A 13,081-nucleotide genomic window follows, 5' to 3' on the forward strand; every position below is an offset into this window, starting at 1 on the left:
CTCCTTGGAATCTCAGGACAGGCGCTCGTAGGCGGGCAGGGTGAGGAAGTCGCGCAGTTCGTCGGCACGGGTAAGCGCGGACAGCAAGGTGGCGGCTTCGTCGGCGCGTGAGGCACCGGGTGCGGAGGAATCACGCAGGCGGTGACGATGTTTTTCCAGTGCGTGATCGAACAGGGCGAAACTGATGGATGCGTGGTCGCTGAATTCGATCGGCCCGTGGTGCAGCCATTGCCATAGCTGTGCGCGGGCGATCTCGGCGGTGGCTGCGTCTTCCATCAGGTGATGGATGGGCACGCAGCCCTGGCCGTCCAGCCATGCGGCGGTATAGCGCAGGCAGACTTCCACGTTGTTGTCGAAACCCTCGCGGGTGACCGTGCCGATGGCGGGCGCGATCAGCGCGTCACGCGATGCGATGACGTCGTCGCGGCGCACGTGCAGCTGGTTCGGTGTTGGCATGTGTTCGTCGAACACTGCCTGAGCCACTGCGACGAGTGCCGGGTGGGCCACCCAGGTGCCGTCGTGCCCGGCAGTCACCTCGCGCAGCTTGTCGGCGCGCACCTTGGCAAGCGCGGCTTCGTTGGCGGCGTCGTCGCCCTTGATGGGAATCTGCGCAGCCATGCCGCCCATGGCGAACGCACCACGGCGATGACAGGTGCGGATAAGCAGCTCGGAATAGGCCTTCAGGAACGGCACCGTCATGCCCACCTGTCCACGTTCCGGCAGCAGTCGCTCGCGGTGTGCGCGAAAGGTTTTCAGGTACGAGAAGATGTAATCCCAGCGGCCGCAGTTGAGGCCGACAACGCGATTGCGCAAGGCATGCAGGATCTCGTCCATCTGGAACACGGCCGGCAGCGTCTCGATCAGCACCGTGGCCTTCATGCAGCCGTCGGGCAGGCCGAGTTCGGTTTCGGCATGGCTCATCACGTCGTCCCATAGCGCCGCTTCTTCCATGCTTTGCAGCTTGGGCAAGTAGAAGTAGGGGCCACGATCGCGCTCGTGCAGCGTCCGCGCGTTATGAAAGGCGTAGAGCCCGAAGTCGAGCAGGCTGCCGGAGACGATGTCGCCATCCACTTCCATGTGCCGCTCCGGCAGGTGCCAGCCACGGGGTCGCACGACGAGCACGGCAGGGTGAGGCCCCACGGTGTAGCGCTTGCCGGCGTCGCTGGTGAACTCGATGCTGCCGTTCACGGCATCGCGCAGGTTGCGCTGGCCGTCGATCTGGTTGTGCCAGGTGGGTGCGCTGGAATCCTCGAAGTCGGCCATGAACACCTTCGCGCCCGAGTTCAGCGCGTTGATGATCATCTTGCGTTCGACCGGGCCGGTGATTTCCACGCGGCGGTCCTGCAAGGCGGCCGGGATGGGGGCGACGGCCCAGTCGCTCTGCCGCACGGCGGCCGTGTCGGGGCGGAAGTCGGGCAGCTGGCCCGCGTCATAGCGCTGCTGGCGGGCGCTGCGTTCGGCCAGCAGGGCGAGGCGGCGGGTATCGAAGCGCCGATGCAGCCCGGCGACGAAGGCGAGGGCCCCCGGGGTCAGGACATCGGCGTGGGCCTTGCGGTCCTCCACGCGGACGCCGGACAGGGGATCGATCGCACTCTTGGGAACGGCCATGACGTGATGCCTCCAGCGACGGGTCGGGAGTTCACGCTACGCCTCGATCATTGAATTTGACAAAGCATATGTTTCAAAGAAACATATTGAAGAAATTAATAGTAGTTCCAGTTCGCTGATTATCATCAGGAAATCGGAGCATGATAAAGCTGAATGCCGGGCGGAAAACCACGCCGAAGAGCCGTTCCAGGGTTTCAAAGGCCCAGGAGGGCGAGGACACCGGCGGCCGTTTCTACTACAAGGGCAATCGCCTCAAGCAGCTACGGGCCTTCGTCTATATCGCCCGGCTCGGCAGTCTCAGCCGGGCGGCTGAAGCCCTGTTCCTGTCTCAGCCCTCGGTGAGCCTCCAGTTGAAGGCGCTGGAACGGGAGCTGGGCGCCACCCTGCTGGAACGCACCCGCCGACGTATCACGCTCTCCGATGCTGGCGAGGCGTTGTACGAGATGGCCCGTCCCCTCGTGGAGGGCTTCGAGGACCTGGACCAGGCGTTCCGCACGCGCGTACAGGGAGCCAGGGCGGGCAGGCTGACCATTGCGGCCGGGTCGTCCACCATCCAGTACCTGCTGCCCGAACTGGTGAAGACTTATCGTGAGCGCTACCCGGGAGTGCATCTGGCGCTGTCCAACGTGACCAATCGCGATGGCATTGCGCTGTTGCGCAGTGACGAAGTGGATATCGCGGTCGGCTCGATGATCGACGTACCCCATGACATCGCGTGGGCACCGGTCTATCACTACGACCCGATGCTGATCATGCCGCCCGATCATCCGCTGGCGACGAAGAGCGACATCCGGCTGGAAGACATCGCGCAGTACGGGCTGATCCTGCCGCCGAAACGGCTCACCACCTACCGCCTCGTGGACATGGTGTTCCAGCAGCGTCACGTGCCCTACAAGGTGGCCATCGAAGTTGGTGGCTGGGATGTCATCAAGCAATACGTCGCCATGGGGCTGGGCATCTCCATCGTGACCGGTATCTGCCTTACCGAGGCCGATCGCGAGCGCCTGGCGATACGGAACATGCGCCAGTACCTGCCGCAACGCAGCTATGGCGTGGTGATGCGCAAGGGCAAGTTCCTGAGCCCGGAGGCACGGGCCTTCGTCGATCTCATCCGCCCCGGTCTGCTGACTCATCGCGATTACGACGAGTCGGGGCATTCCGAGCGTTGATGCGGATCAGGCGTCGCGGTGCTTGCCGTGATAACCGGCAAACATCGCGCGGATGCGAATCATGTCGGCGTCGATATCGTCGCTGGCGTGCACGAGCGGGCCAAACGTGAAGGTCTTCGTGGGGTAATCGATGAAGATCGGCTGGATGGGCACGCCCGACGCGCGGGAGATGCGCAGGAAACCGGATTTCCACTGTGTGACGGCCTTGCGCGTACCTTCCGGTGCGATGCCCAGCCACATCTTCGGGTGGGTGGCGAAACGCTGCACCATCTGGCCGACGATGTCGGTGGCGGCCTTGCGATCGATGGGAATCATGCCGAGCCTGCGCACGATGGGACCGAACGGGCCGCTGAACACTTCGCGCTTGATCATTACGCCAAGATCCAGGCCAATGGCTGATTTCATCAGCAGGCCCCAGATACCGTCCCAGTATGACGAATGCGGCGCTCCGATGAGAATGACGCGCGACAGGTCGGGCAGGTCGCCCACGATGCGCCAGCCGCTGATGCGGATGGCCCAGCGTGAGAAACGACGCCACGCGGAATCGGGCAGGGACGGTACGTTAGGTGGCAGGCGCTCGGGGATGCCCGTCATTCGCGGCTCCAGTCGCGGGAGCGGCCACGTTTGGTGTCGCCGCGTTGCGATTTGCCGGCGAGACGGCGTTCTTTCGAGGCGCGCGTGGGCCTGGTCGCCACGCGCTTCTTCGCCACGACGGTGGCTTCGCGGATGATCTCCACAAGGCGGTCGCGCGCGTCGTCGCGGTTGCGTGCCTGGTCGCGGAAGCGGCGTGCCTGGATCACCAGGATGCCAGCATCGGTCATGCGCCGGTCGCGGCGGGCCAGCAGTCGCGCGCGAACTTCATCGGGTAGCGAAGGGGAGGAGGCGACGTCGAAACGCAGTTCCACCGCACTCTCGGTTCGGTTCACATGCTGGCCGCCGGGGCCGTCGGCGCGCATGAAACGCTCGACCAGTTCGGTCTCGGGGATGGCGATGGATCGGGTGACGGTGAGCATGGTGGGGGGATTCTAGCAGCGCAGATGATGCCGTCATGATGCGTTGCGGCGGGTTTACGCCAGAGGGCCTCTACACCAAAGCCGATGTGGCGTGGTCGTGTTTGCTGGTAAACCGGGCGCTGGGTTCCAGCGTTCGCTGGAACGACGGGTTACCAGGCTGAGATTCCCCGCCCATCCCTCACGTCGTTCCTGCGAAAGCAGGAACCCAGCGCGGTGCGCTGGGTTTTTGCACGAGGGTGACCTACGCACGAGCTGATGTGGCGTGGTCGTGTTTGCTGGTAAACCGGGGCACTGGGTTCCAGCGTTCGCTGGAACGACGGGTTACCAGACTGAGAATCCCCGCCCATCCCTCACGTCGTTCCTGCGAAAGCAGGAACCCAGTGCGGTGCGCTGGGTTTTTGTACGAGGGTGACCTGCACATGAGCCGATGTGGCGTGGTCGTGTTTGCTGGTAAACCGGGGCGCTGGGTTCCAGCGTTCGCTGGAACGACGGGTTACCAGACTGAGAATCCCCGCCCATCCCTCACGTCGTTCCTGCGAAAGCAGGAACCCAGCGCGGTGCGCTGGGTTTTTGCACGAGGGTGACCTACACACGAGCTGATGTGGCGTGGTCGTGTTTGCTGGTAAACCGGGGCGCTGGGTTCCAGCGTTCGCTGGAACGACGGGTTACCACACTGAGATTCCCCGCCTATCCCTCACGTCGTTCCTGCGAAAGCAGGAACCCAGCGCGGTGCGCTGGGTTTTTGCACGAGGGTGACCTACGCACGAGCTGATGTGGCGTGGTCGTGTTTGCTGGTAAACCGGGGCACTGGGTTCCAGCGTTCGCTGGAACGACGGTCAAGTGAGGCGCCAGTTGTCGTAGGCGGTTTGCCAGTTGAAGCGTTCGAGCAGGCGGAGCCACGTCGCATCCAAGCCTGCGTCGATACTCATGGGGCGGCCATCGCGGGGGTGAGTGAACTCCAGCCTCGCGGCATGCAGCAGCAGGCGGTGCGATGCGAAATGCTGCTTGTACAGCCGGTTGTGATCGCCGCGTCCGTGCTGGCTGTCACCCACGATGGGGTGGTGGATATGCGCGAAATGCTTGCGTATCTGGCGGAAGCGCCCGGTGCGTGGCTCGGCGGCGACCAATGCGTAACGCTGCTTTTCGTAGCGACCCAGCGGAATATCCACCTCGATGATGCCCAGCCGCCGGTAATCGGTCTGAGCCTCCCGCCGCGGACCGGTCTCGCGCGAGCCGGGCAGCGGGTAGTCGATGCAGCCGTCTTCCGGGTCGGGCCATCCACGCACGATAGCGACATAGCGCTTGCGTACCGTGCGCTCCATGAACTGCTCGCCGAGCTGCGCGGCGACTTCGGATGAGCGCGCCACCAGCAGCACGCCGGAAGTAGCGCGATCCAGGCGGTGCGCAAGATGCAGTTTTCCCTCGACCTGCTCGCGCAGCATGTCGATAAGAAAGGCGTCGTCCGGCCCGACGAAGGCCGAGCGATGCACGGCGAGGTTCGCAGGCTTGTTGACGGCGACGAGGTCGTCGTCCTGGTACAGGATCTCGAGCACGTCGGTCAGCGACTGCGACGCGGCCATGCGGCCACGAAGGCTGCAACACCCACGATGCCGAGCACCAGCGCCACGGGCCACGCCGCATGCGGCGATAGCGCGTACAGCAACGACGCACCGATGAACAGCGAGCCACCGAGCAGGCCACAGGCGATGGAGCGGTGCAATCGGCGCGCATCTTCGCGCGCGAGTGCCAGCGCCAGCGGATCGGCCACGTGGCGGCGTTCGCCACTGGCGACCTGACGCAACGCATCGCGCACCAGCTCCGGCATGCGAGGTGCGTTGTGCAACCACTCCGGCACGCGACGACGCACGTCGCGCAGCGTGGAGCGAAGGCTGTAGCGCTCGCGAAGGATGCGCTTGAGCACCGGATGCGCCACGGCCCAGATGTCGATCTCCGGATCGAGCATGCGGCCCACGCCTTCGATGTTCAGCAGTGTCTTCTGCAGCAGGATGAGCTGCGGCTGCAGCGTCAGCTCGAAACGACGCGCCGTCTGGAACAGCTTCACCACCAGCTCGGCGATGGAGATCTGCGATAGCGGGCGCGTGAAATACGGCTCGCACACGGTGCGCACGGCGGCTTCGAGCTCGTCGAGGCGGATGTTCGACGGCATCCAGCCCGCGGCGACATGCAACTGCGCAATACGCGCATAGTCACGCTCGAACAGGGCGATGAAGTTCTCGGCCAACCAGTACTGATCGGCCTCGGGCAGCGAGCCCATGATGCCGAAGTCCAGCGCGATGAAGCGCGGTTCGTCGATACGCGCGGTGTCTACCCAGATGTTCCCCGGATGCGCATCGGCGTGAAAGAAGTTGTCGCGGAAGACCTGCTCGTAGAACAGGCGCACGCCCTTCTCGGCAAGGCGCTTGCGATCCAGGCCTGCGGCCTCGATGGCCGCGATGTCGTCGGCGCTGACGCCACGAACGCGTTCGAGGGTGAGCACGCGCTCGGTGCTGTAGTCCCAGTGGACTTCGGGCACGTAGAGATCGACACCGCTGGCGAAGTTGCGCCGGAGCAGGCTGGCGCTGGCGCCTTCGCGCTGGAGATCGAGCTCGTTGGCGAGCATCTTCTCGACTTCGGACACCACGTCCAGCGGGCGGATCTTGTCGGCATTGGGATGCCAGCGCTGGGCCAGTTCACCCAGCGCCTGGAGCAGGTCGATGTCGCGTGCGATGCGCTTGTCGATGCCGGGGCGCAGCACCTTCACCACTACCTCGCGGCCATCGTGCAGCGTGGCCGCGTGCACCTGGGCGATGGAGGCGGAAGCCAGCGCGTTCTCGTCGAAGCGGGCGTAGACCGTGGTGACCGGTGCCTTCAGCTCGCGCTCGACGATGGCGCGGGCTTCGGCGCCGGGGAACGGCTGCACCTGGTCCTGCAACAGCGCCAGTTCGTCGGCCACGTCGCCGGGTACCAGGTCGCGGCGTGTGGACAGCACCTGGCCCGCCTTGACGAAAATCGGGCCGAGTTCCGTCAGCGCGAGGCGCAGGCGCGCCCCTCGCGACATGCCACGCACATCGGCGGCCGGACGCGGGAAAAGCGGCCGCACGAGCTTCAGGGGCCGGAACAGGTGGGCGCCATCAACCAGCTCATCGAGCTGGTATTTGAGCAGGACGGCGGCGACGCGCAGCAGGCGTGGAACGAGGCGCAGCGACGTCATGCGTTGTTGCCTTTAAGCGAGCGCTCCAGACGCGCAAGGCGCGCCTCGGCACGTTCGGTGCGTTCGCGCAGCGCGTCCACACCGTCAAGGAAGACATCCACTTCGCCGGGCGCCACGACGACACGGCCTTCGTCACGCAACCAGTCCGCGCCATCCTCGGTGAGATGGCCGGCCGTCTGCTTCGCATGCACGAAAGCCTTGTGCAGGGCCTGCGCCAGCGGTACGCCGATCGCATCGCCGAAGCGCTGGGCGAAGGCTTCCTCGATATCCGGCGCGTACTGGCGGGCAAGGCGTTCGAGCCGGCGGGCCAGTTCGGCGTCACCGGCGATATCGACCTTGCCCGGGGATACGCCGTCATCGTCGCGGCGCAGGGCCATGGCGAGCAGGCTGCCTGGCGATGCGGTGACGCGCAGGCTGCTGTCGTCTTCGCCGGGGCCGACACGCAGGCGGCCTTTCTCCACCGAGATGCGCAAGGTCAGATCGGGGCCACTCAGGTGGACCTGCACGCTGCGGCCATCGAGGGCATCGAGGCGCTGGCGGGTATCCGGGTCGAGATCCACGGCACGGTTGAGCACGGACTCCATCGCGCGGCCGGCGAGGACACGCAACGGACGGGGAAGGAAACGGGTCGGGCCGGCGTCGGCCGAGGGACGATCGGAGGTCATGGCCGGATTGTAGCCTGCCACCCCCGGAAGGGACGTATCCGCAGTGTCGCGGTCAGCCCGCGCCGTCGAAACCGGTCTGCCGCCAGGTCTCGAAGACCGCCACGGCCACGGCGTTGGACAGGTTGAGGCTGCGGTTGCCCGGCCGCATGGGCAGGCGCACGCGCTGGTCTTCCGGGATGGCGTCGAGTACGTCGTCGGGCAGGCCGGCGGTTTCACAGCCGAACAGCAGGGCGTCGTCGCTGGCGTAGGTCACGCCGGTATGCAGGCGATGGCCACGGGTGGAAAACGCGAATACCCGGGTGGGACCGATCGCCTTCAGGCAGGTGTCCAGGTCGTCATGGACGGCGACACGGGCAAACTCGTGGTAATCGAGGCCGGCCCGGCGCAGGCGTGTGTCGTCCAGTTCGAAGCCCAGTGGGCGGATCAGGTGCAGGTCTGCACCGGTATTGGCGCAGAGGCGGATCACATTGCCCGTGTTGGGCGGAATCTCAGGACGGAACAGGATGACATGAGGCATGCGCCCATTATGAGGCAGAGGGCACGCACATGACGCCATCGTGTGGCAGGGCGCAGCCGGTCGCGGTAGCGGTGGCGCCCTTGGCGGCGAGCTGGATGGGGTCGCCGGAGTAACCCAGCATGTTCCCGAGGATGAGGCCGCAGACGATCATCGAGGCGACCAGCAGGCTACGGAGCAAGAGCAGTTCGTGTTTCATGGCAGTGTCCTTTGGGTGGTGTGGGGTGGTCAGACCATCAGGCCCAGGGTGAAGCCGCACAGCAGCATCGAAGTGACCAGCAGGGCGGCGAGCATCGGCAGTTCGTACTTCACGGCGTGATTCCTTCAGTGGGTGGTGGGTCGGGCCGTCTGGTCCCGGCATGGGTATTAAGGCAAACGCCGTGCCAGCGGGTCAGAGGCTGCAATCAGCTGATTCGTATGAGGTTTGTCAGGTGTCGTTGTCGGTACTGTCTGTCCGCGGACAGGCGCATCCGCAAAGCGGACAGCCAGAGGGCCAGCGGACACGCCTACAAGGGGTATGACCGATGCCGATTGCGCCCGGTGAACCACGCGGGCTAGCCTCGGTCGATAACGTGGCCATTTGGCTTCCAGGAGCTCGCATGAAGAAACGCCTGACCCTGCTCGCGGCAGGGCTGATTTCCCTGGCCGGCGGCGCATCCGCCGCCGACGGCGCGTCCGCCACCCTTCCCGAGATCCCCTTCACCCGGTTCCAGCTGCCCAATGGCCTGACCGTGGTGGTCCACGAAGATCACAAGGCTCCCGTGGTGGCCGTCAGCGTGTGGTACCACGTGGGCTCGGCCGACGAGCCGGCGCGCAAGACAGGCTTCGCACACCTCTTCGAGCACCTGATGTTCTCCGGCTCGGAGAACCACAAGGGCACCTATTTCCAGCCATTCGAACTGGCCGGTGCCACCGACATGAACGGCACCACCTGGTTCGATCGCACCAACTACTTCGAGACAGTGCCGACCACCGCCCTCGACATGGCACTGTGGATGGAATCCGACCGCATGGGCCATCTGCTGGGCGCCATCGGCCAGAAGGAACTCGACACCCAGCGCGGCGTGGTGCAGAACGAAAAGCGCCAGGGCGAGAACCAGCCCTATGGCCGCGTCGATGAAAACGTGCTCGTCAACACGTATCCGGCAAACCACCCCTATCACCACGACACCATCGGCTCCATGGCCGACCTGGACGCGGCGTCCCTCGCCGACGTGAAGCAGTGGTTCCACGATTACTACGGCGCCGCCAACACCACGCTGGTGCTGGCCGGCGACATCACGGTAGAGCAGGCCCGCGCGAAGGCGCAGAAGTACTTCGGCGACATCCCCGCCGGCCCGCCGGTGCCGCGCCAGCAGCCGTGGGTGACACCGCTGGCCACCTCCACCCGTGGCGTGCAGCACGACCAGGTGGCTCAGCCGCGCATCGTGCGCACGTGGATCGCCCCGCAGCTGGGCACCGACGATGCCGTGCAGCTCGACCTTGCCACCACCGCCCTCGGTGGTGGCAAGTCCTCGCGCCTGTATCAGCGCCTGGTCTACCAGGACAAACTGGTAGACGACGTCAGCATTTCCATCGGTCCGTTCGCCCTGGCCAGCCAGGTGCAGCTCACCATGGACGTGAAGGACGGTGTCGATCCGGCCAAGGCCGAAGCCGTCGCCAATGATGTGCTGGCCGAGTTCCTCGCCAAGGGCCCGACGGACGACGAACTGGAGCGTGCCAAGGTGAGCAACCTGGCCGGCTTCGTGCGCGTGCTGGAAAAGGTGGGCGGTTCGGGCAAGGCCACGATCCTCGCCGAGGGCCAGGTCTACCGTAACGATCCCGCGGCCTACCGCAAGGATCTCGAACGCTCACAGCAGGCCACCACGGCCACCGTGCTCGCCGCCTCGAAGCAGTGGCTCGGTAAGGGCAGCTATACGCTCACCGTGCTGCCGGCGCCGGCAGGCTTCGATCCGGAAGCCGAAGACAAGGCAGTGAAGGGGCTGGGCGATGCCGCCGGGCGTCCGAAGGCGGTGCTGCCTGCGGCCAAGAGCTACACCGCGGGCAAGTCCGAGGTCGATCGCGCATCGGGCGTGCCGGCCGTCACCAGCTTCCCGGACCTCAAGTTCCCGGCCCTGCAGCGCGGCAAGCTGAAGAACGGCATCGAAGTGGTGCTGGCCGAACGCCACACGGTACCGGTCACGCAGATCCAGCTGCTGTTCGATGCGGGCTATGCAGCCGACCAGGGCCGCAAGCTCGGCACGGCCAGCTTTACCTCGGCGCTGCTCAACGAGAGCACCACCGACCTGGATTCTGTGGAAGTGTCCAAGCGCAAGGAGCGCCTGGGCGCCATCATCGGTTCCAGCTGCTCGCTCGATACGTGCGCGGTGGCCCTCAATGCCCTGAACAGCGAGCTTCAGCCGTCGCTGGAGCTGTTTGCCGATGTCGTTCGCCGCCCGGCCTTCAAGCCCGAGGACATCGAACGCGTGCGTGGCCAGTGGATCTCCGGCATCGCCCAGGAGAAGACCGAACCCACCAGCCTCGCGCTGCGCACGCTGCCGCCGCTGCTCTACGGCAAGCAGCATGCCTATGGCATCCCGTTCACCGGCAGCGGCAACGAGAAGGCCATCGCGTCGCTCACCGCCGCTGATCTCACGGCCTTCCAGCATGACTACCTGCGTCCGGATAACCTGCGCATTCTTGTCGCGGGCGACACCACGCTCGATGCCATCCTGCCGAAGCTCGATGCGGTGTTCGGCGACTGGAAGGCGCCGGCCAGTGCCGTTCCGAAGAAGAACATCGGCGAAGTCGCCGCACAGGCGAAGCCGCGTGTGTTCCTGATTCATCGCCCGGATTCGCCGCAGTCGCTGATCCTGGCCGGCCTGCTGGCGCCTTCGACCAAGGCGAAGGATGCGCTGGACCTGGGCATCGCCAACGGCGCCTTCGGTGGCACCTTCACCTCGCGTCTCAACATGAACCTTCGCGAGGAGAAGCGCTGGGCCTACGGTGCGGGCAGCATGCTGTCCGATGCGAAGGGCCAGCGCCCGATGCTCATCTACGCACCGGTACAGACCGACAAGACGGCCGAGTCCGCTGCGGAGATCCTCAAGGAGGCCCAGGCCGTGATCGGATCGAAGCCGTTGACCGACGACGAGATCGCCAAGATCCGCGCACAGCGCGTGCGCGCACTGCCGGGCAGCTTCGAGACGACGGGGTCGGTACTGAGCGCGTTGTCGAGCATCGTGATCTACGACCGCCCTGACGACTACGTGCAGACGCTCAAGTCGCGCATCGACGCGGTGGATCGTTCGGCAGCGGAACACGCGCTGTCCGAGGTGGTCCATCCGAACGCGCTCACCTGGGTGATCGTCGGTGACCTGCGCAAGATCGAAGCCCCTGTGCGTGCGTTGAACCTGGGCGAGATCCAGGTGATCGACGCCGACGGCAATCCGGTGAAGTCGCCCAGGTGACCTCATCGGCCGTGCGCGCGATCAGGGTGATCGCGCGCACGGCGCCATCCGGCTAGCATAGCCGCCGACCGTGATTCCGGAGTTACCCATGCGCAAGGCCATCGTTCTCATCCTCCCTCTCGCCCTGTCGGCCTGCTCGTGGGGCATCAAGCTCGACGACAGCGCACGCAACGTACGTACCGCGTGGAACGGCGACGTCTCGGGATGCCGGGAGCAGGGCAAGCTGTCGGTGTCGGTGATGAACCGCGTCGGCCCGGTCGATCGCAGCGACCTCAAGGTACGCGACGAACTGGAAGTGCTGGCCCGTAACGAAGCTGCGAAGATGGGTGCCGACACCGTGAAGCCCGCCGGCGAGCCGAACGAAGGCGCGCAGGACTGGATCGCCTACACCTGTGGTGCCCGTGCACCTTCCGCCGCAGCTCGCAGTGCACCCGCTCCGGCGCCGCAGAGCCCGGCACCTCAGGGTGGCTTCGAAACCGTTCCGCTCAAGAACTGACCGCGCTCGTCACGGCGGGCGGACACCCTGTTCCTCGCTCGTGGCGAATACCGACACCAGCCAGTCGATGAAGACGCGCACGCGCGGCGACAGCTGGCGACTGTGCGGATAAAGCACCGACACCGGTGACGGTGTCGGTGGATAGTCAGGCAGCAGACGCATAAGGCGACCCTCTGCGAGATAACCCGCCACGTGGTACAGCGGCACCTGCACGATGCCCAGGCCCAGCAGCGCCAGGTCCGTGTTGGTCTCCGCGCCGGTCACCGTTACGGTGGACGGCAGCGTGACGTAGCGCACCTCGCCATCCACCATGAACTCCAGCGGGATCATCGCGCCCGTGGCCGATGACAGGAAGCCGATGGCCTGATGGCCCTGCAGGTCATCGGGCGATGACGGCTGGCCATGGCGTTCCACATAGGCCGGGCTGGCGCAGGTCACTTCCTCCAGCATCGCGATGCGCCGGGCCACCATCGTGCTGTCGCCCAGCTCACCCACGCGCAATACGCAGTCCACCCCCTCCCGCACGAGGTCGACCCAGCGGTCGCCTTCGCCGATGTGCATCCGCAGGCCGGGGTAGAGGGCGAGAAAATCCGGCAGAGCGGGCAGTACGAACGTGCGCGCCAGGATGCCGTGCATGTCTACGCGCAGGAGACCCGTGGGTCGCGCATCGACGAAGGCGGCTTCGGCGTCCTCCACGTCGGAGAGGATCGTCACGCAGCGGCGGTGATACGCCTCGCCATCCAGGGTGGGGCTGACCTGGCGCGTCGTCCGCTGCAACAGGCGCACACCCAGCCGGGTCTCCAGTCGCTTGATGGCCTGGGTAGCGGTGGAGCGCGGCAGGTTCAGGTCCGAAGCTGCCAGGGTGAAGCTGCGCCGTTCCACGATCCGGACGAACAGGCGCATGGTCTCGAAGCGATCCAGGCTCATATTGTTCCACCCGAAGGAATAGTGAAGCC

The 13,081-nt window shown here is 65.6% G+C and carries 12 protein-coding genes; 3 read left to right on the forward strand and 9 right to left on the reverse strand.

The window, feature by feature from the left end; all coding sequences use genetic code 11:
• Nucleotides 1-12: 12 nt before the first annotated feature.
• Nucleotides 13-1,608, reverse strand: a complete 1,596-nt coding sequence (gene aceB, locus KR767_RS08315; protein WP_250878785.1) for a malate synthase A — start codon at nucleotides 1,606-1,608, stop codon at nucleotides 13-15.
• Nucleotides 1,609-1,748: 140 nt separating this feature from the next.
• On the opposite strand from aceB, the gene KR767_RS08320 reads away from it, so the two are divergent.
• A complete protein-coding gene (locus tag KR767_RS08320; protein ID WP_250878786.1) occupies nucleotides 1,749-2,777 on the forward strand; it encodes a LysR family transcriptional regulator in 1,029 nt (342 codons plus the stop codon).
• 6 nt (nucleotides 2,778-2,783) lie between these two features.
• Here KR767_RS08320 and KR767_RS08325 read toward each other — a convergent pair whose 3' ends face one another.
• From KR767_RS08325 to KR767_RS08355, 7 genes are all read right to left on the reverse strand, one after another.
• The gene (locus KR767_RS08325; RefSeq protein ID WP_250878787.1) at nucleotides 2,784-3,371 is read right to left on the reverse strand and encodes a 1-acyl-sn-glycerol-3-phosphate acyltransferase; all 588 of its coding nucleotides are present in this window, start codon (nucleotides 3,369-3,371) and stop codon (nucleotides 2,784-2,786) included.
• Entirely contained in the window at nucleotides 3,368-3,790 is a 423-nt protein-coding gene (gene arfB / locus KR767_RS08330; protein ID WP_250878788.1) for an alternative ribosome rescue aminoacyl-tRNA hydrolase ArfB, read from the reverse strand. Before arfB ends, KR767_RS08325 begins: the two co-directional genes overlap by 4 nt.
• Nucleotides 3,791-4,626: 836 nt before the next feature.
• A complete protein-coding gene (locus KR767_RS08335) occupies nucleotides 4,627-5,343 on the reverse strand; it encodes a pseudouridine synthase (protein WP_250879136.1) in 717 nt (238 codons plus the stop codon).
• Between the two features lie 5 nt (nucleotides 5,344-5,348).
• Nucleotides 5,349-7,001, reverse strand: coding sequence for a ubiquinone biosynthesis regulatory protein kinase UbiB (ubiB, locus tag KR767_RS08340; RefSeq protein ID WP_250878789.1), 1,653 nt, complete (start codon nucleotides 6,999-7,001; stop codon nucleotides 5,349-5,351).
• Nucleotides 6,998-7,666 carry a ubiquinone biosynthesis accessory factor UbiJ gene (locus KR767_RS08345; RefSeq protein ID WP_166946199.1) on the reverse strand — a complete coding sequence of 223 codons (669 nt, stop codon included), beginning with the start codon at nucleotides 7,664-7,666 and terminating at the stop codon, nucleotides 6,998-7,000. The genes ubiB and KR767_RS08345 overlap by 4 nt, the downstream gene beginning before the upstream one ends.
• 52 nt (nucleotides 7,667-7,718) lie before the next feature.
• Nucleotides 7,719-8,183 (reverse strand): tRNA (cytidine(34)-2'-O)-methyltransferase, encoded by a 465-nt coding sequence (locus KR767_RS08350; RefSeq protein ID WP_250878790.1) that lies wholly within the window; start codon nucleotides 8,181-8,183, stop codon nucleotides 7,719-7,721.
• Between the two features lie 7 nt (nucleotides 8,184-8,190).
• Nucleotides 8,191-8,379, reverse strand: coding sequence for a hypothetical protein (locus KR767_RS08355; protein ID WP_166946203.1), 189 nt, complete (start codon nucleotides 8,377-8,379; stop codon nucleotides 8,191-8,193).
• Nucleotides 8,380-8,779: 400 nt separating this feature from the next.
• Here KR767_RS08355 and KR767_RS08360 point away from each other — a divergent pair, with 400 nt between their 5' ends.
• A complete protein-coding gene (locus KR767_RS08360) occupies nucleotides 8,780-11,629 on the forward strand; it encodes a M16 family metallopeptidase (protein ID WP_250878791.1) in 2,850 nt (949 codons plus the stop codon).
• Between the two features lie 88 nt (nucleotides 11,630-11,717).
• Entirely contained in the window at nucleotides 11,718-12,125 is a 408-nt protein-coding gene (locus KR767_RS08365) for a DUF4156 domain-containing protein (protein WP_166946207.1), read from the forward strand.
• A 9-nt stretch (nucleotides 12,126-12,134) separates the two neighbouring features.
• Here the strand turns inward: KR767_RS08365 and KR767_RS08370 are convergent, their stop codons facing one another.
• On the reverse strand, nucleotides 12,135-13,046 hold the full coding sequence (locus KR767_RS08370) for a LysR family transcriptional regulator (protein WP_250879137.1): 912 nt from the start codon (nucleotides 13,044-13,046) through the stop codon (nucleotides 12,135-12,137).
• Between the last annotated feature and the right edge of the window lie 35 nt (nucleotides 13,047-13,081).

The sequence above is a fragment of the Luteibacter anthropi genome, from assembly GCF_023699965.1.
GTDB lineage: Bacteria > Pseudomonadota > Gammaproteobacteria > Xanthomonadales > Rhodanobacteraceae > Luteibacter > Luteibacter anthropi.

Excerpts from the sequence above, each read along its gene's own strand:
- aceB (WP_250878785.1), bottom strand. The coding sequence starts at position 1,608 with ATGGCCGTTCCCAAGAGTGCGATCGATCCCCTGTCCGGCGTCCGCGTG.
- KR767_RS08320 (WP_250878786.1), top strand. The coding sequence starts at position 1,749 with ATGATAAAGCTGAATGCCGGGCGGAAAACCACGCCGAAGAGCCGTTCC.
- KR767_RS08325 (WP_250878787.1), bottom strand. The coding sequence starts at position 3,371 with ATGACGGGCATCCCCGAGCGCCTGCCACCTAACGTACCGTCCCTGCCC.
- arfB (WP_250878788.1), bottom strand. The coding sequence starts at position 3,790 with ATGCTCACCGTCACCCGATCCATCGCCATCCCCGAGACCGAACTGGTC.
- ubiB (WP_250878789.1), bottom strand. The coding sequence starts at position 7,001 with ATGACGTCGCTGCGCCTCGTTCCACGCCTGCTGCGCGTCGCCGCCGTC.
- KR767_RS08345 (WP_166946199.1), bottom strand. The coding sequence starts at position 7,666 with ATGACCTCCGATCGTCCCTCGGCCGACGCCGGCCCGACCCGTTTCCTT.
- KR767_RS08350 (WP_250878790.1), bottom strand. The coding sequence starts at position 8,183 with ATGCCTCATGTCATCCTGTTCCGTCCTGAGATTCCGCCCAACACGGGC.
- KR767_RS08355 (WP_166946203.1), bottom strand. The coding sequence starts at position 8,379 with ATGAAACACGAACTGCTCTTGCTCCGTAGCCTGCTGGTCGCCTCGATG.
- KR767_RS08360 (WP_250878791.1), top strand. The coding sequence starts at position 8,780 with ATGAAGAAACGCCTGACCCTGCTCGCGGCAGGGCTGATTTCCCTGGCC.
- KR767_RS08365 (WP_166946207.1), top strand. The coding sequence starts at position 11,718 with ATGCGCAAGGCCATCGTTCTCATCCTCCCTCTCGCCCTGTCGGCCTGC.